This window comes from Paenibacillus sp. PastF-3 (assembly GCF_029893135.1).
Taxonomy (GTDB): Bacteria; Bacillota; Bacilli; order Paenibacillales; family Paenibacillaceae; genus Paenibacillus_AQ; species Paenibacillus_AQ nitricinens.
The window spans coordinates 1-25,859 of record NZ_JARXWM010000004.1 but is presented as its reverse complement, the minus strand read 5'-3'; the positions used below and the strand labels follow the sequence as shown (position 1 = coordinate 25,859).

Annotated in this window: 22 protein-coding genes; 14 read left to right on the top strand and 8 right to left on the bottom strand. The window is 41.7% G+C overall.

Going from position 1 to position 25,859, the window contains the following annotated elements; translation table 11 throughout:
• The first annotated feature begins 27 nt into the window (after positions 1–27).
• From M2444_RS09730 to M2444_RS09695, 8 genes are all read left to right on the top strand, one after another.
• Positions 28–1,038, top strand: a complete 1,011-nt coding sequence (locus tag M2444_RS09730) for a LacI family DNA-binding transcriptional regulator (RefSeq protein WP_094870169.1) — start codon at positions 28–30, stop codon at positions 1,036–1,038.
• 178 nt (positions 1,039–1,216) lie between these two features.
• Positions 1,217–2,158, top strand: a complete 942-nt coding sequence (locus M2444_RS09725; protein ID WP_280787045.1) for an ABC transporter permease — start codon at positions 1,217–1,219, stop codon at positions 2,156–2,158.
• Positions 2,159–2,172: 14 nt separating this feature from the next.
• Complete coding sequence (locus M2444_RS09720; protein ID WP_094870168.1) at positions 2,173–3,060, top strand: carbohydrate ABC transporter permease; 888 nt, start codon at positions 2,173–2,175, stop codon at positions 3,058–3,060.
• 117 nt (positions 3,061–3,177) lie between these two features.
• On the top strand, positions 3,178–4,815 hold the full coding sequence (locus tag M2444_RS09715; protein ID WP_280786834.1) for a type 2 periplasmic-binding domain-containing protein: 1,638 nt from the start codon (positions 3,178–3,180) through the stop codon (positions 4,813–4,815).
• 89 nt (positions 4,816–4,904) lie between these two features.
• Positions 4,905–6,248 (top strand): glycoside hydrolase family 30 protein, encoded by a 1,344-nt coding sequence (locus M2444_RS09710; protein WP_280786833.1) that lies wholly within the window; start codon positions 4,905–4,907, stop codon positions 6,246–6,248.
• A gap of 122 nt (positions 6,249–6,370) precedes the next feature.
• On the top strand, positions 6,371–6,799 hold the full coding sequence (locus M2444_RS09705) for a hypothetical protein (protein WP_280786832.1): 429 nt from the start codon (positions 6,371–6,373) through the stop codon (positions 6,797–6,799).
• Between the two features lie 127 nt (positions 6,800–6,926).
• Positions 6,927–7,358 (top strand): RrF2 family transcriptional regulator, encoded by a 432-nt coding sequence (locus M2444_RS09700; protein WP_094870164.1) that lies wholly within the window; start codon positions 6,927–6,929, stop codon positions 7,356–7,358.
• Between the two features lie 246 nt (positions 7,359–7,604).
• Positions 7,605–7,979 carry a DoxX family protein gene (locus tag M2444_RS09695; protein ID WP_280786831.1) on the top strand — a complete coding sequence of 125 codons (375 nt, stop codon included), beginning with the start codon at positions 7,605–7,607 and terminating at the stop codon, positions 7,977–7,979.
• 89 nt (positions 7,980–8,068) lie between these two features.
• Here M2444_RS09695 and thiD read toward each other — a convergent pair whose 3' ends face one another.
• Positions 8,069–8,881: a bifunctional hydroxymethylpyrimidine kinase/phosphomethylpyrimidine kinase gene (gene thiD, locus M2444_RS09690; protein WP_280786830.1), complete on the bottom strand. Its 813-nt coding sequence runs from the start codon at positions 8,879–8,881 to the stop codon at positions 8,069–8,071.
• Between the two features lie 130 nt (positions 8,882–9,011).
• Complete coding sequence (locus tag M2444_RS09685) at positions 9,012–9,899, bottom strand: DUF4850 domain-containing protein (protein WP_280786829.1); 888 nt, start codon at positions 9,897–9,899, stop codon at positions 9,012–9,014.
• A 220-nt stretch (positions 9,900–10,119) separates the two neighbouring features.
• Between M2444_RS09685 and M2444_RS09680 the strand changes: the two genes are divergently transcribed.
• Positions 10,120–11,214 carry a glycosyltransferase gene (locus M2444_RS09680; protein WP_280786828.1) on the top strand — a complete coding sequence of 365 codons (1,095 nt, stop codon included), beginning with the start codon at positions 10,120–10,122 and terminating at the stop codon, positions 11,212–11,214.
• Here the strand turns inward: M2444_RS09680 and M2444_RS09675 are convergent.
• Together M2444_RS09675 and M2444_RS09670 are read right to left on the bottom strand one after the other, a co-directional pair.
• Positions 11,171–12,913 (bottom strand): response regulator transcription factor, encoded by a 1,743-nt coding sequence (locus M2444_RS09675; protein WP_280786827.1) that lies wholly within the window; start codon positions 12,911–12,913, stop codon positions 11,171–11,173. The genes M2444_RS09680 and M2444_RS09675 overlap by 44 nt on opposite strands.
• A 14-nt stretch (positions 12,914–12,927) precedes the next feature.
• A complete protein-coding gene (locus M2444_RS09670) occupies positions 12,928–14,649 on the bottom strand; it encodes a sensor histidine kinase (protein WP_094875108.1) in 1,722 nt (573 codons plus the stop codon).
• Between the two features lie 248 nt (positions 14,650–14,897).
• On the opposite strand from M2444_RS09670, the gene M2444_RS09665 reads away from it, so the two are divergent.
• From M2444_RS09665 to M2444_RS09650, 4 genes are all read left to right on the top strand, one after another.
• Positions 14,898–16,502, top strand: coding sequence for an extracellular solute-binding protein (locus M2444_RS09665; protein WP_280786826.1), 1,605 nt, complete (start codon positions 14,898–14,900; stop codon positions 16,500–16,502).
• Between the two features lie 81 nt (positions 16,503–16,583).
• On the top strand, positions 16,584–17,507 hold the full coding sequence (locus tag M2444_RS09660) for an ABC transporter permease (protein ID WP_094870157.1): 924 nt from the start codon (positions 16,584–16,586) through the stop codon (positions 17,505–17,507).
• A gap of 17 nt (positions 17,508–17,524) precedes the next feature.
• Complete coding sequence (locus M2444_RS09655) at positions 17,525–18,448, top strand: carbohydrate ABC transporter permease (RefSeq protein ID WP_042187073.1); 924 nt, start codon at positions 17,525–17,527, stop codon at positions 18,446–18,448.
• A 45-nt stretch (positions 18,449–18,493) separates the two neighbouring features.
• Positions 18,494–20,098 carry an extracellular solute-binding protein gene (locus M2444_RS09650; RefSeq protein ID WP_280786825.1) on the top strand — a complete coding sequence of 535 codons (1,605 nt, stop codon included), beginning with the start codon at positions 18,494–18,496 and terminating at the stop codon, positions 20,096–20,098.
• Between the two features lie 90 nt (positions 20,099–20,188).
• Here M2444_RS09650 and M2444_RS09645 read toward each other — a convergent pair whose 3' ends face one another.
• Positions 20,189–21,532 carry a glycoside hydrolase family 30 protein gene (locus tag M2444_RS09645; protein ID WP_094870155.1) on the bottom strand — a complete coding sequence of 448 codons (1,344 nt, stop codon included), beginning with the start codon at positions 21,530–21,532 and terminating at the stop codon, positions 20,189–20,191.
• A gap of 135 nt (positions 21,533–21,667) precedes the next feature.
• On the opposite strand from M2444_RS09645, the gene M2444_RS09640 reads away from it, so the two are divergent.
• On the top strand, positions 21,668–22,462 hold the full coding sequence (locus M2444_RS09640) for an AraC family transcriptional regulator (protein ID WP_094870154.1): 795 nt from the start codon (positions 21,668–21,670) through the stop codon (positions 22,460–22,462).
• A gap of 12 nt (positions 22,463–22,474) precedes the next feature.
• Here the strand turns inward: M2444_RS09640 and M2444_RS09635 are convergent, their stop codons facing one another.
• The 3 genes from M2444_RS09635 to M2444_RS09625 all read right to left on the bottom strand — a co-directional run bounded on the left by M2444_RS09635 (position 22,475) and on the right by M2444_RS09625 (position 25,444).
• Positions 22,475–23,521, bottom strand: a complete 1,047-nt coding sequence (locus tag M2444_RS09635; protein ID WP_280786824.1) for a glycosyltransferase family 4 protein — start codon at positions 23,519–23,521, stop codon at positions 22,475–22,477.
• Between the two features lie 118 nt (positions 23,522–23,639).
• Positions 23,640–24,485 carry a sugar phosphate isomerase/epimerase family protein gene (locus M2444_RS09630; RefSeq protein WP_094875111.1) on the bottom strand — a complete coding sequence of 282 codons (846 nt, stop codon included), beginning with the start codon at positions 24,483–24,485 and terminating at the stop codon, positions 23,640–23,642.
• Between the two features lie 50 nt (positions 24,486–24,535).
• Entirely contained in the window at positions 24,536–25,444 is a 909-nt protein-coding gene (locus M2444_RS09625; RefSeq protein ID WP_280786823.1) for an alpha/beta fold hydrolase, read from the bottom strand.
• Positions 25,445–25,859 lie beyond the last annotated feature (415 nt).

Below are 25,859 nucleotides of genomic sequence, written 5' to 3'. Positions count from 1 at the left end.
TTATTTGTAAAGGAAGATTGAATCATTATGGAAAAGGTAACCATCAAAGACGTTGCAAGAGAGGCTGGAGTGTCCATTTCTACAGTTTCTAACGCACTAAATGACGTTGATGTATTAAATCCGGAGACCAAATCACATGTGCTTAAGATCGCGAAGCAATTAAATTATGTTCCAAACCTAAATGGCAAGCTCCTAAGGAACGGAAAAACTAAAATGCTAGGTTTTTTCACGACAAGTGTAGCAGGCCCGTACTTCTATAAGCTGGTGGAGTCCATGTCTCGTGAATGTGATCGGTTAGGTTATGGATTAAATGTATTTGTTACAAAGGATAAACAAGTCATTATGAGCAATATTCTAGGCCGACGTGTGGATGGTGTCATTATCTACGAAGAGCTGAGAATAGATGAAGAAGAAATTGCTGCAATGGTGAAAGACAAGATCAAGGCTGTGTTTCTGGATCGACCACTTCAGAATGAAACGATGGGAAGTGTGATTTTTAATTCGTTTGAATCTGCTTACGAAGCAACTAAATATTTAATCAGTCTGGGACACAAGAAAATTGCTTACATATCTGGTGTAGATGAGATGTATGACAGTGTTCAGCGGAAAGAAGGATACTTGGCCGCCTTGCGTCAATATCAGCTTCCGACGAACGAAGAGTATATTATACAAGGATATTTTGAGGAAGAGAGCACCTATAACGCTATAAAGTCTCTAGTTCATTTAAGTCCTGAAAAAATGCCTGATGCTTTTTTAGCAGGGAATGATTTGAGCGCCATTGGATGTATTCAAGCTTTGAAATCGCATGGATATGAAGTCCCGTTGGATATAAGTGTAATGGGGTTTGATGATATTGATATCGCGCAGTATTTCTCACCGCCATTAACGACGGTAAGAAATCAAATTGCCAGACAAGGTATTCTATCCATAAATCACCTGGTTCGCATGATTCAGAAGAAGGAACAGGGCGAAATGATGAAATTGCCGGGTGAGCTAATTGTACGTGGTTCTACTCAAGTGAAGATTGATCGGTACTAACGCTTTCAAGAAGGGCAACAAGATAGTATCCGATCATTTTTTTATAATTTTATTGCTTTTAGGAGGTTTTTTTTAAAAAGAAATAAAAACGTTTTTATTGTTTTGGGGATCATGATTTGGAGGGGAGAAGAAAAACGTGGATAAATTAGCCGTAGTGCCAGTGAACGGGAAGAATCCAATGAACAGTAAGAAGCCTATAGGACAGAGGGTCAAAGAGTTCGTGATTGATTATAAGAGACAATGGGAAATCCAGTCCATGATCATTCCAGGAATTATTTTTATGATTATCTTTTGTTTTATTCCGATTTATGGATTAACAATTGCTTTTAAAAGCTACACCGTAATTGATACGCTCGATTCGGCCCCATGGGTAGGGCTCGATAATTTTAGAATTATTTTATCAGATAAATACTTTTGGGACGCTGTAGTCAATACATTAGGGATCAGCTTTCTGAAATTAGCCATAGGATTTGTTATTCCTATTATTTTATCCGTCATGATTTATGAATTAAGCGGTGGACGTTTCAAAAAAATAGTACAAACGATCTCTTATTTACCTCACTTTTTGTCCTGGATTGTTCTGGGCGGGATGCTGATTGCTTGGTTCTCTTCCTCCGGTATGATTAATGAAATCCTGCTCAATTTGGGAATCATTTCGAAACCGGTAAATATCTTGCTTGATGCGAACAAGTATTGGTGGATTGCAACGTTATCGGATATTTGGAAAGAGGCGGGCTGGGGAACGATTTTATACCTAGCGATCATGTCGAAAATTGACCCTACTTATTATGAAGCTGCAAAAATAGATGGGGCCAGTCGTATGAGACAAATTTGGAATATTACCCTGCCTAACATGAAACCGATTATCAGTTTAAATCTGATTCTGACTGTAAGCGGTTTATTAGGATCGAATTTAGATCAAACCTTGGTCTTGATGAATTCACAGAACCGTGAAAAAGCAGAAGTAATCAATTCTTATGTGTATCGTATGGGTATGACGCAAGGTGACTTCTCTTATGCAACCGCTGTTGGTTTAGGTGTCTCCATCGTATCAGTTATCCTATTGATTAGTGCCAACAAAGTATCCAGCAAATTAAATGATAATCAATCCGTTCTGTAGAAGGAGGCATTTCTGTGAATCGTACGGTAGCTAAAGAAGATCTCGACAGTCGAATCTTTAATACCATAAATATTATTTTACTCTGTATTTGTACTGTAATTATCGTTGTACCTTTATGGAATGTGGTCATCTCATCTTTAAGTTCAGGCAAGGCGCTCGCGGAAGGCGGATTTATATTTTGGTCTCCGGAGTTCTCCTTAGAAAATTATCGGGCTGTATTAAAAGATGAGACGATTGGACTAGCGTTCCTGGTCTCGCTTGCCAAAACTTTCATCGGTGTCATTACCCACGTATTCTTTTGCGCGATGATTGGTTATGGTTTGAGTAAAAAATACATACGTGGCCGCAAGCTGTACGTTGCCATGGGTGTAATCACCATGTTCTTCTCGGGTGGTATGATCCCCACGTATTTATTGATTAAGTCACTGGGTCTATTGAATAGCTTTTGGGTTTATATTATCCCGGCCTTGTTCAGTTACTATGATGTAGTTATTTTAATGAATTTCTTCAGAAACGTTCCGGATTCACTTGAAGAGTCAGCCAAAATCGATGGTGCAGGTGACTGGCGTATTTTCCTGAAAATCTTTATCCCTCTTTCCATGCCAGCTATGGCTACGATTGCGTTATTCAACGGGGTAGGGCAATGGAATGACTTCATGACCACCAAGTTATATATTACCGATCAAGCACTCTATCCGCTGCAAATGAAACTCTATGAAATTATCGTGCAGTCGCAAACGCAATCCATGCAAAATGTCGGTGGATCTGCCATTATCGAAACTACGACTAAAGGGGTTCAACTAGCAACAATTGTCATTACAACTTTGCCGATTGTTGTGATGTATCCAATATTACAGAGGTACTTTATTTCGGGAATGATGATGGGGGCGGTGAAAGAATAGAAAGTTAGGAGGGATTTCATAGAACGCATTGGTGTACGAAGTGTCCATCGGAAGTGTAGCTAGCCCAATCAGATCTGCACTTCCGTTACTTACAAAACTTTTTAGGGGGAAACAAGGATGAATAAAGCATTTGGGAAAAAAGGACTCAAGCTTTGTACAGCGCTTATGGCTGTTGTACTGGTATTTACGGGTTGTGGATCGAAGGGGAGTTCTGATAACTCCAGCAAAGAATTGAGCTCCATTGAAGGTCGCTATACGATAGATCCGGAAACACCGGCATGGAAGCTGGATACAAAAAAAGAGATTACAGATCTTACTTGGTACGTGAATGCAGACTGGTGGAATACTGATTTCGGTAAGGATCTTGTTACAAAGAAAATTAAAGAGGATTTAAACATCAATATTAAATTTATTACTGGGGACGACACGAAGTTAAATACTATTTTTGCCGGTGGCGAAATGCCGGACTTGCTGACTGTATTTGATTCTAACTCTCCGGTGGTACAAAAAGCCTCCACATGGGCGCTGCCTTTGAATGATCTGGCGGATAAATATGATCCTTATTTCAATAAAGTTGCAGAAAAAGATACTATGAATTGGTTCCAGCAAGCAGATGGCAAGACTTATGGCTATCCTAACTATTCAAATACTCAGAACGATTATGACAGCGGTAACATTCCTGCAAAAACGGCATTTATCATCCGTAAGGATGTTTATGAAGCCATTGGAAAACCAACGATGGGTACTCCAGAAGAATTCAAGAGCGTTATGCAACAAATCAAAAAGCAGTTTCCAGCAATGATTCCTTTTGGTTTTAACTCCATTGGTACAGGTACGGGTTCTTTGGGAGATGTACTACAGGACTTTATCGGTGTACCGCTGGAAACTGAAAATGGTGAATTCTACAACCGTAACCTGGATGAGGATTACTTGACTTGGTTGAAAACGTTAAATGAAGTCTACAGAAATGGTGACATCAGTGATGACAGTTTTGCTGATGACGGCACAGGCTTTGAAGAAAAATTAAAATCAGGCAAATACGCTACATTGCTACTTGATGGAACGCCTCAACAAAGTGGTAACCTGCAAATCTTCATGACTGGAAATCCAGGCAAAGAATATATCGCTATTGATGGACCGCAAAGCACGGTTGGTCATGAACCAACATTAAATCAATCAGGAATTACAGGCTGGATGATCAGTTTCATTACTAAAAAGGCTAAAGACCCTGCTAAAGCCATTCAAGTCTACACGTATTTGCTAAGTGAAGAAGGACAGAAGCTTATGAACTACGGTATTGAAGGAGAGACCTATAAAGTTAACGATGCTGGTAAAATTGAATTCTTGCCTGAAATCAAAGATCTTCAATTGAATAATGCAGATAAATTTAAAAAAGATTACCGGATGGGCGAATTTATGTTCTTCGGACATGACCGTGATAAAGCATTGAGTAATGATGCATTCGCAGAGTCGATCAAACAAATGCAAGAATGGGGCAAAGGAAAGATGAAACCTCACTTCATTCTAGAAAATATCAACCCTGCTCAAGGAACGCCTGAAGCGCGCAGTCTAACTGCAATTGATGCTACTTGGAATACTACGCTTGTAAGTTTGATTCGTTCAAAGGATGAAGCAACTTTTGAAAGTACTTTGGCTGCTTACAAAACCTTCTTGAACGAAAACAACTGGGATAAGATCGTAGAAGTTCGTTCTGAAAAAATGAAGAACAACAAAGAAAAACTAGGTCTTAAATAAGTAGGATTGTGGAGCAAGGGCCCCTTCATTGGGGCCTCTTCATTACAGAACCAAACTAATATATATATAGAAAAGTGGAGGGAAACAACATGACAAAGCTTAAAATTTACCAATCTACAGGGGAAAATGAATTGTTCATAGAGCAGACGCTAGAGCAATTGACTCCGATCGCTTCAGATGAGTCTGTTACTACTGTAAACCTTGACGAGAATCAAACCTTTCAGGAAATGGATGGCTTTGGGGCATCCTTTACGGATTCATCCGCATATTTGATTAACCAAGTCCTTGACAATGAACAGAAAAAAGAGGTCATGAGCAAGCTTTTTGATTCCCAAGATGGAATTGGCTTGTCTGTATTAAGAAATCCAATGGGCGCATCCGATTATGCTAGAGATATTTATAGCTATGACGATATGCCTGCTCAGGAAACCGACACAGAATTAACTCATTTCTCCATCGCACATGATGAAGCTGATATTATCCCTTTGTTACAAAAAGCGCTGGAACTTAATCCTGAGATCAAGCTGATGGCTTCACCTTGGAGTGCACCAGGCTGGATGAAGACCAGCGGATCTATGATCGCCGGTGAACTTAAACATGAACATTACCAGGCTTATGCCGATTATTTTGTACGATACATTCAAGCTTTTGAAGAGCACGGTCTGCCAACTTATGCGGTAACCCCGCAGAACGAGCCTCTTTTTGAACCCAAGCACTATCCAAGTATGTTAATGCTGCCTGAGGCGCAAAGAGATTTCATTAAAAATTATCTGAAGCCTAGCTTTGTGAAACACAACATTCATACAAAAATTCTCTGCTATGATCACAACTGGGATCGTCCGGATTATCCACTCACAGTGCTCGATTATGCGAAAGATGAAGTGGACGGTGTTGCCTGGCACTGGTATGGAGGGAATGCGTCAGCACAGTCAGAGGTTCTGAAAGCTTTCGCGGATAAAGAAGTGCATTTCACAGAAGGTTCCGGTGGGGAATGGATTCCTCCGTTTGAACAAGCTTTCTCGAATGTTATGAGAACAGGAATTGATATTCTCAGAAATCATAGTAAATCCTTCGTCTTGTGGAATATGGCCTTAGATGAGAAGAACGGTCCAACGGTGCCGGGCTTTGGCAAAAGCACTTGTCGGGGTATTGTAACGGTCAACCAAGAGACTAAAGAACTTACGTATACGCTCGACTACTATGCACTTGCACATTTCAGCAAATTTATTCGTCCGAAGGCTGTACGTATTGACGCTTCCTCTAATCAAGAAGTGATCCGTTCCGTAGCTTTTAAGAATACAGATGATTCTATAGCGGTTGTTCTGTTCAACGATAGTGAAAAGGACGAGAATGTAGCTGTGAAATTGCAGGGCAAGGATGATCTATCGTTCCGTTTGGCTTCTAAAAGCGCCTTATCTATTTTAATAAAATAATTGAAAAATGTATCTCTAAAGTGCTCGAATCTCGCTTCGGGCGCTTTTTTTTGCGAAAATACGCATAAAAAATCAGTGTTCGTGAATCTTAAATGTATCCCTATAGCGAGGAGACATGAGCATTGAATAGAAAGTTTGTGCTAACGCTGCTAGTTCTGTGTTTGATGATTACTGGTGGCTCTAGTATTTTTGCTGTTAAAAATGTGTTGCCTGCAAAGCGTGAAACACCCAAATGGGCGATGGAGCTTCATAAAAGTAAACTGCCTTCGCCACAACCGGAAAAATATAAGAGCTACGAGCTATTAGTCACTAACTTAAGTGAAGATGCCATAGATGTAACGTTTGAGTTGTACCGACCCGTGCAGGATCCTAATCAGGAGCAAATCATCTTAATAGATACATTCAGCGATGATATGAGACCCAATGAGACGGTGAACTTTAGTCATTTTTTTATAAAAAATGGGGCTAAAGAGTTGGAAGTCGTTCTCTCGTGGAATGATCATAATAAACGTAAGCATAAGCAAAGTTTTCGATTTGCGGATTTTGAATAATAAATCATAGAAACGCCAAATATTACAGGGCATATTCCTTCGGGATGTGTCCTTTTTGGTTTGCTCCACCCCTTGTTTTACTCTATAATGTGCTTTATATAATTGCAGTTGAAAGGGGAGATGGGGCATGAGTACAGCTAATCGCGGAGTGAACATCGGACCTCCCCGTTTTAAAATAGCGGTACATTCGATTGTTTGGCTGGCTAAAAGCGGAAGCATTTTATCTAGTGCAATGATTGCAAGCCAAGTCAATTCACACGCGACCTTTATGCGTAGAGTGATGCAGTCATTGGCAACTGCGGGAATCGTAGAGTCCAAAGGTGGACGTGAGGGTGGGTACGTTCTCCGAAAATCTGCGGATGAGGTTACACTGGGCGAAATTTATGAGGCAGTAAGTAGTACGATTGAGGAGCCAGAAGTGGATCTGGCGTGTGGAGCAAGTGCTTTGCTCGATGTCGAACTAGAGAGAATTCTCCAAGAGACCGAACAACGAACCATTGAGTATTTACGTCAATATACGATTACTAATGTGATGGAACGGGTAGATTTCTTTTCTTAAGGATTTAAGGTATAAAAAAAGTGCTAGTCAAGGGTTTCTCCGGCTATTATAATGTGCTTATCAGAGTTGCAGTTTCCACTGTAACTTTATTTTTAGAGGTATTGTGCTTGAGGTGAGCACATATAGTAACAAGGGGGAGTGAACGAAGAGGATTATTGAAAGTATCCACTGTCTTTTAGCAAGGAGTTCTTTTACTTTAATATGTGCTTGTCTTAGTTGCAAATAAAGGTGTTGGGAGTGATGATCATGAATATTGTATCCATCGTATTGCAAAGCTTGTTGGTACTTGCTTTCGTTATGGCAGGGTTGGGAAAGGTAGCGGGTTCATCGATGCACGTGGATAACTTTAACAAATGGCGGTTACCACAGTGGTTTCGCGTAGTAACAGGACTCGTTGAGCTTGTCGCCGCAGCAGCTTTGGTTGTTGGCTACTGGGAGCCTAGCTGGGCAGCGGCAGGTGCGCTTTTACTTGGTGTTACGGCCATTGGCGGAGTTCTGGTTCATATTCGTGAACAGGATTCGTTTAAACATACGTTTCCAATTATACTGCTCGGTGTATTAGCTGTTATCGTATTTTTCATTCGCTTCTCTGATTTAGCTGATTTTCCAGGGTTTAATTAATTTATACTCGCAAAATAAAAATGGCAGTTCAGAGCTGAATTTCAGCATCTGGACTGCCATTTATGTTTTTGGATCTTTAGCTTAGGGGTTTAACGTTCTAAACGATAGCCACCATGAAATACAGGACCTACATATTCATTAAACGCAAAGCCATTACGAATGGCTGCGGAGACGAAATCCTTAGCTTTTGCTACAGCTTCATGAACGGATAGACCGTTAGCTAAACCGCCTGTAATGGCAGCGGCAAAGGTACATCCAGCCCCATGATTGTGAGCAGGCTCGATTTTGGCTTTTTGAAATACGGTGTACTCAGAACCGTCGAAGAAGACATCAATTGCTTGATCGCCGCCGAGTGCTTTGCCGCCTTTAACCACGACATTACGTGCACCAAGCTTATGAATCAGACGAGCAGCTTCTTTCATATCCTCTAGGGTAGAAAGTTTGCCAAGACCTGAAAGAACGCCAGCTTCAAACAGATTTGGTGTAACCACGGTGGCTAATGGCAGCAGTAAATCGCGAATAGCTTCTGCGCTGTCTGGGTTCAAGACTTCATCTTCACCCTTGCAGACCATGACCGGATCAATCACTACATTGGTCTGTAGATTTTCTTTGATCGCTTGCTCAGCAACACGCACAATTTCAACACTTCCCAGCATACCCGTCTTCATGGCATTAACTGGACCGCCTGCGAAAATAGTTTTTAGCTGCTCAGCAACAATGGATGCATCAATTGGATACACATTGTGGTGCCATCCATTGTCAGGGTCCATGGTAACGATAGTGGTTAAGGCACTGAAGCCGTAGGTTCCATATTCTTCAAAGGTTTTTAAATCCGCTTGGATCCCTGCACCACCACTGGAGTCGCTGCCTGCAATAGTTAGTGTTTTAATAATTTGAGTCATGGTAACGTCCCCTTTATATAACTGAATTCAAAAACAACGCACTGCAATGATTATAACAAAAATTAGCACATCCGTCTTTTAAAAAGCAAGAGTAGAGGTTGAAAATACCTTCTTCTAAAAATTCCCACGCTTAGTCCGACTTCTCTCTATTGGGGTCAGCAATAAAGAGGGGGCCATGATTATCTGTAAAAAACTTCATGAGGGTTTCCACTACTTCCTGATGCTGGGTTATTTGTGATAGATGTATTTTAATGCTACGGAATAAATAACCCCATTCTCCTTCATCGTAATAGGCAGCTCCCTCGTCCTGATAGCCATTTGAGTCTGCTGACAGCGTATATCTGACGGTTCTTGCTTCAGCTCCTGCAGCACCTAAAATATGCCGTTCGCTGAACTTAAGGGGATTATAAATTGTAAATCCCATCGCGTCAGCCCATTCGGCTTTGTCCGGGAAATAGGCCCCGATTGAAGTGATAGCACAGCCTGTGCAGCTCCAAGCCGTATCTGAATAGTTCATGTTTTGTTCTGGATTGTTTGGATCTTGAAAGGTAACCCCATACGAACCATTAGCACCAACAACAGCGGTGGCTAGCCATCCAGCAGGTGCAAGTATAACATAACCCCCACCGATATCAGGTCTATAGACAAGCGTTGCTTCAACTTGATTTTTCATTTCTTGAGATAAGGCAAAGGTCATTTCAGGAATGGGAGGAACCACTGTATTTACGGTTTCGTCACCGCTATCGATATTTAACTGTGCCAGCGTGGTGTGCAGTGGAATGAGAACCGGTCCATTGTTGAGATCGCTGTTAGGAAATTCAAGCACTTCTTGAGTGAACCTGGGTTCTGATTCGTTATTTGCTGCAAGATTAGTTGGTGCGTTGGTGGATGTAGGTGGAGGGGTGGACTTTCCCCAGTTGAGGCCTTTATAGCCAATCAGCAGTACTAGTGCCATTACGACACATACTATTGAAGTTAAGATCGAGCCGTTTCTAACGCTTCTTCGTTTTGATTTCATATATGCTGTACCTCCTTTGAACTTACTTATATCTTATATAGACATCAGAATGGAGTGGGAAGTTTCTTATGAAAATTAGAAAGTATAAGTCTCATAATATATATAACCTTTATATTTCGGAAGTTCTTCATTATCGGTCGGGTTAGTGAAGGATTCCATTTCACCAACCCTGCATATCAATATAGAAAGTAATTTTAACAAAGCTTATAGGAGGGCGAGTATGGTCACGATTAGTTTATGTATGATTGTACGAAATGAAGAAAAAAGCCTGCATAGATGTTTGTCTAGCATTGCAAGTCTTGTAGATGAAGTGGTTATCGTGGATACAGGCTCGACGGATAAGACGAAAGAGATTGCATTGTCCTTCGGAGCTGTGATTTATGATTTCGAATGGATCGATAATTTTAGTGCCGCACGTAATTTTGCCTTTAGTAAAGCTACTCAGGAGTACATTTTGTGGCTGGATGCGGATGACTATATAAAGGAATCGGATCAGATTCTGTTTAAAAAGCTAAAAGAGATTTTGCCAAAACATATCCACAGCGTGAGTATGCAGTATAATCTGGCTTTTGACGAGGCGGGAAAAGTCACAGCTAGCTTACGTCGGAATCGGCTTGTTCGCCGGAGCTGTAATTTTAAATGGATTGGCCCAGTACATGAATATTTAGAGGTAAGTGGTCCTTCATTCAGTAGTGATGTTTGTGTTACCCATGAGAAGGATAAGGAGTATACAGACCGTAATTTGCGGATTTATCAAAAAAGAGTGGCCGAGGGAGAAACATTCTCTCCAAGAGATCAGTACTATTATGCAAATGAATTACGGGATCATGCCTTAAATGAAGAGGCTTGCAAATACTACGAGCTGTTTTTGACGGGTGGGCAGGGCTGGATAGAAGATAATTTTCAAGCTTGCTTAAGGCTTGCCGAATGCCGGGAACGGCTGGGGGATAAAGAGGGTTCATTTGAAGCGTTATGCAGAACCTTACAATACGATAAGCCACGTTCAGAGTTCTGCTGCCGAATTGGAGCCTTTCTTCTGGAAAAAAGTCAATTGCAACCCGCGGCATACTGGTATGAGCTTGCGATACAGCTGCCGCGGGATGTTGATTCGATGGGGATGAAGAATGGGATCTTTTATACCTGGCTCCCGCATCTTCAATTGGCTCTCTGTTACGATCGGCTCGGCCAACATGAGTTAGCAAACCAGCATAATGAAACGGCGCTGAGCTTTTACCCATCCCATCCTAGCATGTTATATAATCGCACGTATTTCAAAAATCTGCTGGGTGACAAATATGTAGCGTCTCAAGCTTAACCAAAGAGCCCCCAAAGTCATGATTATGACATTGGGGGTTTTGCTGTTCAGATGTATGCGTACAACGCCGGTGGCATAATCCCTCTTTTAAATATGCTGGATTATATTGTTGTTCTTTTTTGTAATCGTTGGGAGGGAGTCCGACCTCTTGCTTAAACAGCTTAGAGAAGTAGGAGTAGTTGTTATAGCCAACCTTGTTTGCGACAGTATAAACAGACATATTTGTGGATTCCAAAAGATGCTTTGCAGCCGCGATTCTGACTTGGATGACGTAGCTGCCTAATGAAACACCAGTTTCTCGTTTGAATATTCTTGCCAGATAATCAGGATTGAGGTAGACAATTTCGGCCAAATCATTTCGCGATAGATCGTCACCGTAATGCGAATGAATGTATTGTTTGATTTCCTCTGCGACGGATTTGGTCTGTGCGGCAAACTCACGGTATTTCATGGCTGTAGTCACTAGATATTTAAGATATTCTTCCATATCCTCAATCGAGTTCAGAGAGTGCAAGGATAATTTATCGTTAGTTTTGCCGGAGTAAAGTTTGTGTGACCGTATCCCTTTGAGGTTGAGAAATGAATAGACCAGCTGAACAATATCTAAGCGGAACAAGCTAAGGACAGAGGTCTCCAGTGTTCTATTGTTAAGCATAACCCTTAGAGATTTCGTAACTTCCTCAAGAAAAGTAGTGAATTGATTCTGGTTCAGGAGCTCTTCCAAATAGGCAAGATCCGGTGGTGTATAGCCTGTTTTATTTTGATAGAGGTAGGCTTCCACTAAAAAAGTCTGATTTCTGCATCTCGTAATTTCCTCATCCATGCGAAGCGATTGTTTCAGAACATTTCCCACATGAGTCAGTTTATCGGATAAACCAATATTGCAGCAGACGTCGCATTTTAAATATGGAATCGCCTTTTGAATAAAGGAAGAGCATAATTCTTCAAGCAAGGGCGTGTCTGGTGTCTGGTTCCATTTTAATAAAGCGATCCAATTATAATCTTTATATTCCAGAATGCTCTCGATGGTAAAGCAAGGACTCCGTAACAATTCGTATAATACGTTCAGCAGGGCAAAATCAAAAAGATCCTTCTCTTCTTTTCCCATACTACCGTTGTATGGAAATAGGTTGAAGATTAAAGGCTGCAGAGTGTCGCTCATTTGATAGGAAAGGTTCTGTTCCTCAATGGCAAGGGTGATGTCTGCTAATTTAATCGGAAATGATGTGCTTCCACTAACCAGCTTACGCCAAAAATGTTCGAGAATCTTCGCCTGGTTTTTTTGCCAAAAGTAACCGCCTTGAATGGCTTTTTCATTTCTTTGCTGCTCTTTTGCCTGTGTGACAGCCTTGTGGATAATCAGCATCAGCTTATCAAATTCGATGGGCTTTAGAAAATATTCAAAGCTTTGCAATTCAATCGCTTTCTGCGCATAGTTGAAATCGGCATAATTAGTAAGAAGTATAGTCTGAATACTATAATTCCCTTCGCGAATCCATGCCAGTAATTCCAATCCGCTACCCTGAGGCATTTCAATATCCGAAATCAGAATTTGAATAGAATGCTTTTCTATTATTTCACGTGCCTGAGCGACATTATTTGCTGTATAGACCGTATCAATGTGTAACGATTCCCAATCAATTCTCTTTTGCAATGCAGCGATAACATAAAAATCATCATCAACAAGCAGTACATTCATAGTTAGCTCTCCATTCATTTAGATTTTTTAGGAAGCTCCGGAAGAGATAAGATTACACTAGCGCCGCCGCTCTCCAAATTGGAAAAGGTGATTGTTGCTCTTTTTAAATAGAGATATTCCAGTCGTTTAAGCGTATTCATAATGCCGATTTGCATACCGTTGCTTTGATCCAAGGGCTCACCAAGATTAAGCTTCTCTAACACTTGCGGTGGAAAACCGGGACCGGTGTCGGTGAGCTGGATAACGAGCATATCTTCCTCTTCAATCCGTAGTCGCTGGACTGTAAGCCTGATCTCTACTACATGTTCTCGTGAAATCGCATATTTAATAGAATTTTCAATGAAGGTTTGCAGCACTAATGGCGGAATTTCTACACAGCTTGCCTGATCCTCTTGCTCAATAGTGTAAATAAATGCATCCTGATAACGTTGCTTTTGAATCTCCAGATAGGTTCGGACATGCTCGATTTCATCCTCCAGCCGGACAAAATTCTCACCATTTTGAAAAATATAACGGAAATATTTCGACGTAGACAACGTCATATTCTCAATTTCTTTATACATTTCAATTTGGGCCATGCTATAGATGCTAGTCAGGCAATTCAAGAAAAAGTGGGGCTTGATCTGTAGCTTCATATAATCCAGTTGTATCCGCTGCTTCTCCAGTTCCTGCTCGTACATAGTGATTTTGAAGGTTTTGATTTGTTCAACTAAATCTTTGAACTGTGTGTTTGCTTGTTCCAGCTCTATAATCTCACTGCTTTTGAAATCTGCGGGTTGCCCAGCCTCATTAATTGAAGCAAGGTTCTCAGAGAAGCTTTGAATCGGGCCTAGTACTCTTTTCTTGAAAAACAGCAGAACGATGCATAAAGTGGACGTCACAATGAAGAAGAGTAACATTATAAGCAGCTGAGCAATGATGATTTTTTCGAATATGCCATATTTTATGACCATTTTGGTGCTGAAAGTGGTGTCCGAGAAGGCGCTGTTGATGGTTGTACGCGATTGCAAAAGATTAGAGAAGCCTCCCTTTTCCGTTATCAGCTTTCCGCTGTTCGATATGGGACTTGATAAAGGCTGTTCATTCTCATCTACTAGAGAAACATAACCATTAGCACCCAGATTAATTTGGCGTAGAGGGCGGATCAAATTATCTGCGGAGATCAGTCCAATTAAATAACGATTGTAATAGGGAACGATATTAATCACGTAGTAATGGTTGTTAACAAGGATTGGCGTCCATTTGGAATAAAACTTCTCATACATCTCCTTATCATCAATATAAGAAATAATCTTCGTTTTGAGCTGCCTGTAATCTGTATAGGTCACACTGATCGGTGCACAATTTAAAAAGTAGTTCTCATTTTTCAAATAGTAGAAAAAGTTGTACTCATGTCCGTAGTTTTTTTGCAGCTCGGTAAAGCGTTTATGCAGATTATCATTTGCTTTCAAGAACTCGATACTGTTGACCCCGTAAGTATTCATCGCAAGCAAGCTCTCATCGTTCCCAAGCGTCCAGCCCATATAGTGATTAATGTAGGCAAAATCATGATTGATGCGATTAATGTAGAGTGCCGCAGTATCCTGTAAATTTCGAGTGGACTGCTGCTTAACGATAGAAATGGAAGTAATGCTGATCGCTAAATCCAGAATGAGGACTGTGAACGAGACCGCCATCATGACTTTTATATAATGACGAATGGGGTAGGTTTTGTGTTCCGCTGTTTTTTTGTTCATAAAATCATTATAAGACCTCTGCAGGAAAAATACAGGAGAACTCACTAGCGATTTACCGCAAAGTCCGGAAAGCACATACAGAAGTCGGGATACTGTTATTAAGTCTCTTCAAGCGAGGATATTTGATTTTGTAAGCGAATTCAAAGGTCTGGATAACCGTCTTAAAGAGTCCGGAATACGAAAAAATAAGAAGCTATGATTAAGCTATTCCGATGAACTTTGATTAATTGAAATGGGGGATTAAGAGGATGAGCCAAGACAGTAAGCAAAAGACGGCAAAGAAATGGACTGTGGGTCTGCTGGCGGCTGCTATGGTATTTGGTATTGCTGGCTGCGGCGGAAAAGACGGGAATAATGCTGCAACTAGTGAGACGAGCAGTTACAACAAAGAAGGTCTGCCAATTGTTAATGAGCCTGTAACACTTAAGGTGCTGACCGTACGTTGGGGAAGCATGGGAGACACGTTTACGCAGAATCAATGGCTGAAGGATCTTGAAAAAAATACAAATGTCAAAATCGAATGGCAAGTGATGTCCTCCAATGATTGGGCCGAACAGAAGTCCATTCTGCTGGCTAGCGGTACACTTCCAGATATTATCCTCGGAAATCAAACCTTCGGAGATTCCGATATCGTTAATAATCTAAGCTTTTTCCGGCCGTTAGATGATTATATTGAAAAAAATATGCCAAATCTTAAAGCGGCCATGGAAGAAACGCCTGAGTTGAAAAAAATCAGCACTTTTCCTGACGGGAAAATCTATTCACTGCCAACAAGACTTCCATCGCGTCCAAAAAGCTCTCGTCAGCCTGTGATTAACAAAACTTGGCTCGATAAATTGGGTCTGAAGACTCCTGAAACGATTGATGAGTTATACAACGTACTTAAAGCTTTCAAGGAACAAGATCCAAACGGAAATGGCAAAAAAGATGAGATTCCTTTTATTGAAATTGGGAATGACTTGATCAGTCCTTTCGGAATTGCAGACTTGAATAACAACAATATGATTATCAAGGACGGAAAAGCGATCTATTTCCCTGTTTCGGAGGCGTTCAAAGAAGGACTCAAATGGGAAAATAAATTGTATGCGGAAGGTTTGTTAGATAAAGAAGTATTCACTCAGGATGATACGATGAGATCGGCGAAGTTCCAAAATCCGGATGCTCCGATTGTGGGCTTTACTTACCAGTGGACCCCGGACGCTGTGTTTGGTAAATGGAGCGATCAATATGTGACGATTCCACCGATTGCCGGACCGGATGGTAAGCGTTATACCATCGGGAATCCTATTGGGATGAGTCTTAACCGTAATGAACTGCTGATTACTACGTCTAGTAAGTATCCAGAGGTTGCTGCACGTTGGGCAGATCAGTTCTACACGAACGAAGCGAGCATTCAGAATTTTTGGGGTGCGATTGGAACTGTAATTAAAAAGAATGATGACAGCACCTATACATTGATGGATCCACCTGCTGGAACCAGCGCAGATGCCTGGTACTGGGATCAGTCTCTTCGAGATTTCGGACCCAAATATGTGAGCCCATCCTTTGAACAGAAAATTGTCCTTAATCCTGAAAGTGGAGATGGACTGAAGCTTCAGCTGGATAAGCTGGGCAGTGAATATGTAACAGAACCTTTCCCTAACGTTATGTATACCTCCGATGAGTTCGAGGAGCTGCCAACCTTGACCACGGATATAGACGGTTATGTGAATACAATGCGCGCTCAATTTATTAGCAAAGGCGGAATTGACGAAGGCTGGGATGATTATGTCAAACAGCTTAATAAAATGGGTCTTGAAAAATTAGTTAAAATTCGCACAGATGCTTACAGTCGTTATATGAGTGTAAAATAACCTATTCGTCTTTCGAAAAAGGTGCTGCCCTACATAAATCTGTGGGGTAGCATTCTCTATTTTTAATAAGGAGGGGATGTTATGAAATCTAATCCAATTCATTTGAGTAGGAAACTCGGACAAATCAAACAAAACTGGGGTCTGTATACGTTGCTTTTTCCTGCAGTAGTCCTTACGTTATTGTTCGCATATAAACCCATGTATGGGGTGCTCATTGCCTTTAAGGATTATAGCCCGGCATTAGGAATTGGCGGAAGTCCATGGGCCGGATTCAAATACTTCGAGAAGTTTTTTAATTCCTATCAATTTTCAGCAACGATTAAAAATACACTAATCATCAGTGTGTACAGTCTGATTACGTTTCCGATTCCGATTATACTTGCGCTGATGGTTAACCAGATGAGACCAAACCGTTTCAGACGTTTTTTTCAGACGGTGTCCTATATGCCTCACTTTATCTCAACCGTAGTTATGGTGGGCTTAATGATGATTCTGTTCTCACCTAGCACCGGACTACTGGGCAATATATATAGTCTTTTTGGGAAAGAAGCTCCTGATCTGATGGGCTCTGCCGGATTATTCAGCAGTGTGTACGTCTGGTCGGATGTGTGGCAGCATGTCGGCTGGGACAGTATTATCTTTATCGCTGCTCTCTCTGCTGTTGATCCTAGTTTGTACGAGGCTGCAACCGTGGACGGCGCAAGTCGGATGCATAAAATTCGTTACATCGATATTCCGATGCTGATGCCAACAGCGATAACATTGCTTATCCTGCGGGTCGGGGGGCTGCTTGGGGTTGGATTTGAAAAGGTGTATCTGATGCAAAATGACTTGAACATCACTTCAAGTGAAATTCTGTCTACATATGTCTACAAAATTGGTCTGCTCAGCAGTCAGTATAGCTTTTCGTCGGCGATCAACCTGTTCAACACGGTCATTAATTTTATTTTATTGATCATGGTCAATCAGATTTCTAAAAAATTAAGCGAAAATAGCTTGTGGTAGAAGGGAGGAGCATTGAAATGGGAGGTTTAGAGACAGCGACAAAAGGAAATGTAGGAAAAATAAAGAAGAATCGCTCATCAGATACTATAATGGAAATTGTGATGTACGTAATATCGGCAATTTTTCTAATCATCCTGATCTATCCGCTGTATTTTATCGTCATTGCTTCGTTCAGTGATCCTTCCGCGGTGGCAGGAGGTCAAGTTTGGCTATTTCCTAAAGGGTTTACTTTTGATGGTTATAAAGAGCTGCTTCGTCATGAGAATATTTGGATCGGATATTGGAATACCATCCTGTACACGGTGGTTGGGACTGCAATCGGTTTAGTAGTTAATATCTCAGCCGCCTATGCGTTGTCAAGAAAGGACCTTGTGGGGCGGAAATATATTTCACTGTTTTTCATCTTTACAATGTTCTTTAACGGGGGTTTGATTCCTACTTTTTTAACGGTTCGTGATTTCCATCTCTATGATACTTTCTTGGTTATGGTACTGCCTTTCGCAGTTGGAGTTTTTAATATCATAGTGGCACGAACTTTTTTCCAGACTAGTATTCCGGGCGATTTATGGGAAGCAGCGCAAATTGATGGTTGTGGAAATCTCCGTTATTTTGCACAGATCGTTCTACCGTTGTCGAAGGCTATTATTGCAGTGTTAGGTTTATGGATCGCTGTAGGGTATTGGAATTCATATTTTAATGCCTTGATTTATTTGAAGAATCCTAATATGTATCCTTTGCAGCTGATCCTGCGAAATATTCTGATTACCAATCAGATGCAGTCTGGTATGGGGACCGGAGAAGCCGCACAAATCGCGTTACGGCTCGCTAATATGATGCGGTATTCAGTTATTATCGTGGCAACTGTTCCAATTATGTGTGTATACCCATTTGTGCAAAAATACTTTAATCAAGGGGTAATGATCGGCGCAGTGAAGGAATAAGCTCTTCTGCTTTTCTACTAACATTTGTGAGGGAGCAAGACCGTAATGAAAAAGCAACCCAAAAACAGTATCAATAGAACAATCACCGTCATTCTTTTAGTGACAACGTTACTTGCTGGCCTTACAGCCTGTAAAGGGGATAAAGGGGTAAACTCTGTTGAATCTGATCCGGGTCAATTTCATAAAGAAGGTTTGCCAATCGTGGATAAGCCCATGACGCTGAAGGTTCTAACGGTTCGGTGGGGAAGCATGGGAGATAACTTTATCCAGAATCAATGGCTGAAGGATTTGGAAAAAAATACGAATGTCAAAATCGAATGGCAGGTGATGTCTGCGAATGATTGGAGTGAACGTAAGTCTATTTTGCTGGCAAGCGGGACACTTCCAGATATCATTTTAGGGAGTGAGACCTTCGGAGATTCAGATATCGTCAATAATTTAAGCTTATTCAGGCCGCTTGATGACTATATCGAAATGTATATGCCTAACCTCAAAGCAGCCATGCAGGAAGAACCTGAATTGAAAAAAATCAGTACTTTTCCGGATGGGAAAATCTACTCTTTGCCTGCAAGATTACCTTTACGCCCTAAAAGCTCGCGCCAACCCGTGATTAACAAAACCTGGCTGGATAAATTGGGATTGAAGGTTCCGGGTACGATTGATGATCTATACAACGTGCTAAAAGCTTTTAAAGAACGTGACCCTAATGGGAATGGAAGACTGGATGAGATACCTGTTATTGAAGTAAGTAATGATCTCATCAGTCCCTTTGGAATTACGGATCTGAACAATAACTTTATGGTTGTCCAAGACGGAAATGCTGTATATTACCCTGTTTCAGAGGCATACAAAGAAGGGCTCAAATGGGAGCATAAATTATTTGTTGACGGGTTGCTTGATAAAGAGTTATTCACCCAAGATGAAACGATGAGATCAGCCAAGTTTCTTAATCCGGATGCTCCTATTGTAGGATTCTCGTATCAGTGGACGCCAGATGCCGTGTTTGGTAAATGGAGTGATCAATATATCACGATTCCCCCGATTGCAGGACCGGAGGGTAAGCGCTACACCATAGGAAATCCGTATGGAATGAATCTGGAGCGCAACGAGCTGCTTATTTCTACTTCTTGTAAATATCCAGAGATTGCTGCCCGCTGGGCTGACCAGTTCTATACCAATGAAGCAAGCATTCAAAATTTCTGGGGAGCGATAGACACCGTTATTGAGAAAAATGTCAATGGTTCCTATACATTAATGGACCCACCGATGGGTACCAGTGCTGATGCCTGGTATTGGGATCAATCACTCCGGGATTTCGGGCCGAAATATGTCAGTCCAGTGTTTGAGAAATCCATCTTGCTTAACCCAAAAACCGGAGATGGACTGAAGCTGCAGCTCGACAAGCTGGGAAGTGATTATACAACGCCGCCTTTCCCTGATGTAATGTACACCGCTGAAGAGTTTCAGATGCTACCGGCTTTGACTACGGACATCGATAGTTACGTCAATACAATGCGTGCTCAGTTTATAATTACAGGTAAAATTGACGAGGGCTGGGCTGATTATGTGAAACAGCTGCGGGGAATGGGACTGGAGAAGCTGGTTAAAATTCGTACCGATGCTTACAGTCGTTATGTGAATGTAGAATAAGAACCTTTCCAAGGTCTATTTCGACTAAAACAAAACACAGCAAGTCTCCAATCCCTCAGAGACATGCTGTGTTTTTAGCTTTCGAAATTTCTATTTAATGAGCAGGGTTTGAATAGCATGAGCCGGTATCATGTTCTCAGCCAAGCTGTTATGGAAGCGCAGGCTGAAAGGAAGCTCTTGTTCCGTGCGGTTCATAACGATAACAGCAATAGTACCATCTGGATTACGGAAAGCTGTAGTTTCAAGCTTATCTGTATATTTGGAATGTCCAATTCGTTTAGCACCTGGGCGAATATATTTACTGAAATGTCCGATGTAATAGAAGGAGCTCTCAAATATTATTTCATCGTTTTTCGTATCCCCGATAATTGGAGCATCGCAGAAGTTACCCACATGGTTAGGTCCGCCTTGCTCGTCCAACACAATATTCCAGTCTGTCCAGCATGACATCCAATTGTTCAGATTGCCAATGATATCATGGCCGTAACGTTCGCCTGTGTTCCATGAGCCGAGATGAACGCCACCTTCTTGGCAGCCTTCGCTGAAGAACAACTTCTTGTCTGGGAAGCGATCATGAACGGCCGATAGGGCTTCGAAGTGATCGCCGGAGTACCAGTGGAAGCAAATTCCCCAAATGTATTTGGAAGCTTCTTGATCTTCAAAGGCAACCTTGGCACGGTCATACACGCGCTCCTTGTTATGATCCCAGATCATAACCTTTACATGAGCCAAACCGGCTTGTTCCAAGGCTGGTCCCAAGTAATCACGAACAAAATCTTTTTCTTCTTCGGCAGTATAAAGGCAAGAATCCCATATTTGTACAGCCTTTGCTTCGTTCTGAACACTAACGGCCCAAATATCGATGCCTTCCGCAGCGTAAGCCTGAATATATTTTACGAACATGTTGGCCCAAGCCTCACGGTATTCAGGCTTAAGAGCTCCACCACCGTTCATTTGACCGTTCGTTTTCATAAAAGCTGGTGGACTCCAAGGAGAAGAGAACAAACGGAAATCTTCGCCAACAGCTGCTGCAGCATTTTTGATTAGGGGGATAATTGACTCTTGATCTCTGGAAATATCGAACGAACGGAGCTCTGCATCGCCTTCTTCTACATACGCGTAGTTGCCCAGTGAGAAGTCACAGCTTTGGATATGCGAACGGCAAAGGGTAAATCCAATACCATCCTTAGGATCAAAATAAGCGTCGATGATTTCTTTCTGTTTAGCTTCACTTAGTTTAGCGATGGTAACAGCAGAAGCCTCGGTAAGTGCACCACCGAAACCTTCCATTTCCTGATACTCCAAATCATCATAAATATTGATGAGCTCTGATTCGACGCCTGACGTATCGGGGAGGAAGATCAGAGGGTCTTTTTCTGTTAGTCGGTCGGTAGTTTCTTTTGCTGTTTGAATGACGCGAACAATTTTACTCATAGTGGTTGGTAACCTCCTGTACATATAAATTCTGTCTTTATTATAGAAGGAGATTCACTGTTCTTTGAAGAAACAATATGGCTAAGAACCTCAACAATCTGGTCATCGACTACTTAGGGAAGAGGAGTGAATGCTATGGAAACTAATAGTGTCCAAATAAGCCTATGCGGCTTTATTCGCCATACTCAGCCTTTTCGGCAATTATATCGCAGTGGGCTGGATACCTATATCATAAGGCTGCAAGCAGAAGGAGAGTGTGAAGTACTGATCGATGGAGACATGGTAACCGTGGTGCCTGGTGATCTGTTATTATTTAAGCCTCAAGATATATATGATCTGAGAATCGGCGAAAAGAAGAGTAAGCTGGGACATAGTGTGGACTATTTTGTAATGTGTACAGGGGAATGGGTGGATCAGTGGTGGAACCTGCGCGAAAGACCGAAGAAGGTTAGAATTGCGGATGACGGCAAACTGCAAAGTATATGGCAACAGCTTGATCTGGAGAATAGAAGATTAGATGGGGGGAGCCCTGAAATACTTGAGGCGCTGTTTAAAGCGCTATGCCTGCTGTTAGATCGGGCTATGGAAGAAGCACCTGCATCATCATCAGCCTCACTGCTACACGGGCTTAAGATGAAGAGTTATGTAGAGGAGCATGCTACATCAGAGATCAGATTAAAGGATGTAGCTGCCCATGCAGGAATTAGTGTAACGAGGGCCGTACATGTATTCAAAATTCAATTCGGCTACTCTATTATGCAATATGCTGGGCAAATTCGGCTTGCTATGGCTCTTCGATTAATGGACAACACCAATTATACCTTAGAGCGAATAGCAGAGGAGACGGGGTTTGGAAGCTACACCTATTTCCACAGGGTATTTCGGGAACGTTATGGCGTCTCCCCAGGCAACTATCGTAAGAGAGAGTAGCCTTCACTATTTTTAAGATCGTCTAGTTTTTAACAAGAAGTCCCTAACCGCTTGCTCAAATAACCTGACACTATTTGCCCATGTCCATTTGTGGGAAGATCTTTCACCTTGTGCGGCCAATTTAGTTCTTAAGTTTGGGTCTCGGATTAGGCGGATGACATCTTCACCAAGCCGATTCTCGTACCGATAGGAGAGCAGGCAGTTCTTCTCGTGATTTGCGTATTCCATATTTCCACCTGAATAAACACAGACCAGTGCTGCGCCACACCGCATGGCTTCAAGCCCCGGCAAAGAACCCGTATCAAAAATACTAGAACTAACAAAGATATCTGCACCGTTGTAATGGTAACAGAGCTCTTCATCATTCGCTGGCGTGAAGAATCGATATTTGCCAGTAGCTTTCATTCTTTGGAGAACTTCTGAAGTATTGAACTCGTCGGGCGGACTGATAAAGTTAATATTTACATGGGGACATTGATTTTTCACATGATCCAGTTGCTCTATAAGATAGTCTTGCTCACGGTGCCATGAGAAACCACGTTCTGCTTTTCTTAATATTGCTGTTATGTTTAAAGGCTCCTGAAGACTGTAACGGATATTCATATTCTTGAAGGATGAGCTAATGCCAATGGGCACGATTTTTCCTGTGATCCCATGATTTAAACGAATCAGCTCCTGCTGCCAATGCGATAAAACAATTAGATGCTCTGTGACATGATAAGAAGGGAACGACAGCGAGCTATCTGGTAAAAAGGGGGGTTCATAACATAATGATAATCTTACATGAATTCCTTTTCCTTGATTGCTAGCTGCTTGAGAGGTAGGGACTGTTGTATGGAAATTAGAAACAATAACATCGCCTGGGGGATAGTCCTGTTCTTTAGGCGACATATGTGTGGAGCGGATTAAGGTGGAGCGGACATCATAGGAAACAACACCATCCACAGGCATGAGGATAGTAACCTGATGCCCCATAGCTGTCAGCCCATTGGTGAGTTCTACCAGCATGCGTTGAGCTCCACCATGTGATAAGGTCAGAATAGGGAATGTGAATCTCATCGGTAATCCCGTCCCTTCCAAGTTAGGGCTTAATCGTCAAACGAAGTTACTCAATCGTTCTGTTTCTTATTTTATTCAATTCGCTTAGAAAGGTACCATTTATCTAGTTTAAAAATCATTATTTTTCCATAAGAGCGATATTCTTTAGTAAAGCAACGGTCTCATTAATCTCGAGGTTCGTTATATCTTCTAAAGATACGTCGATCATGGGCTTAAATTGCTGGAGTTTGCTCAGGAAAGCTTCAGTATGGAAATGCCCTCCACCAGCCTTACCGTGGTAAGTTCTCTCTCCATCTTGATAGATGTCTTTTAAATGCGCCAAAATGATCCGATCCCCGAACAACCTGAAGGCGTCATCAACAATTTGATCCTGCATATCTACAGCGTCACCAATAAAATTGCATGGATCCAAGACTACACCAATATTGCCTGAGGGAATTTCATCTAAGATGCGGCGCATCTTGTCTGGTGTAGAAAGAGTATGTGTGCAGACACCCTCCAATCCCAGAAAAACACCCCATTTTTCAGCTTCCTCCGCAAGCTCTTGTACAGTTTCCCTTAAAATATCCCAGCCGATATCTTCGTAATGGAGCGGGTCTTGTGCTTGGAAAGTAGTCAGAGCGCCCGTCTCCGTAGCCACCATTGGGGCGCCGAATTGGCGGGCATACCGAAGATGTTCTTTGAAGCGATCTATTTCTAATCTCCGGATAACAGGATCTGGATGAATGGGATTGATGTAACAGCCTAACGCGCCGATACGTATACCTGCTCTTTCAAATTGTTCACCAATATAGTTTGCGAGGCCTGGACTTAATTTACCTGTGGAGGTGTTGATGTCCTGAATAGCTTTGGATAAAGCAAGTTGAACAAAATCGATATCATAATTCTGAAGCGTTGCTGTCAACGATTTGAGGGGTAAACAACCAAATGTATGCGCTAATGTTCCGTATCTGATGGTAATCATCTCCTTATCTAAGATAGGTATGTGTAATTACAAACATAATAGTAGCGCTTTCATCTGGATGCAAGTGATTTATCCTTATCGTTTGTCAGGAAATTGATGATCTCAGTGTTTATTCTATCCGGTTGCTCGTGATTAATGCCGTGTCCCGCATGGGGGATGACTTGGTAATAGAACTTTCCAGCTTCTAAAATATTTATGAAATCCTTCGATTGCTTTAGCGCGTGTTCTCCAACTAGAAAATAGAGCTTGTCTCTAACTGCGACTGCGGCGTTTTGATCATACGGATGAAGCTTATGCACAAACATAGCTTGCTGATTATGAGTGCGCATTAAAAGGATCAGATGAGCAGCTAATACTGGATGGTTGTCAAATAAAGGGGAGTTAGGGGCGCTTAACTTCTTCAGAACTTTCAGTAAATTGCGATCCGTTGGAATCAGAATCTCCGGGAACATCATCATTAAGGTTTGGATCATGGCTTTAATCGGTGCATTAACCATTCCACCCTCCAAACAAACGACACGGTTCACTTTGTCCGGTTGCTTGGTCGCATAATTAAAAGCAATATAGGCGCCATTGGACACACCCGCGAGATTAAAGACTTCAACCCTTAGATGTGTCGCTATTTCGTTAATCCATGCCACTTGCTCAAAATTCTGTTTGTTAAAATGCTCATTAGGTATGCTTTTACCAGGTCCGCCTAAAGTATCAATAGCAATGCAATAAAAATGCTTCGATAATTCCTCGATGTTTAAGATCCACATGACCGCCGAGTTATCGCCAACACCATGGAACAGGAGTAAAGGTGGATTACTCTTTTGACCAGCAAGGATGCAATGTGTCAGTCCATATGAGGTAGGAATATCGATTTCCTCAAGTGGAGTGGGCCACTGCTCAACAAGCTGCTGATAGGATTGCCACACTCGTTCTTGCGCCTTGGTATTCTTAAAGCTATTTACCATCACAGACCTCCATATCCAAAATAAAGAATATACATCTTATTCCAATTAGTATACTACGAGAGTTCGCAAGGGGGAGAAAGAAATAGAAACATTACTGTGAAAAAGAAGGTGGGAGGTGAGTCGGCACACAGAATTTTTGATTTTTGATGCTAACATCCATCCCGAAGCCTGATACGTGCATTTCGTACAACTAAATAGCCACTTTACGCGCATAAAAGCGATATAGATGCACTCTGTACAACTATATCTCTGGAAATTAGCGGATATTGCTAGATTGGAGGGGATTAGTTGCACAAAGTACACTTACCACTAGGCGCGAAGGTAGCGTCAAGAAGTTTGTGTAAGAGAACAGAAAGTAGCTTCTCGGGTATCTGTTAGTGGGTGTGGATGTTCTTTGGGGCGGGGAAACCCGCCC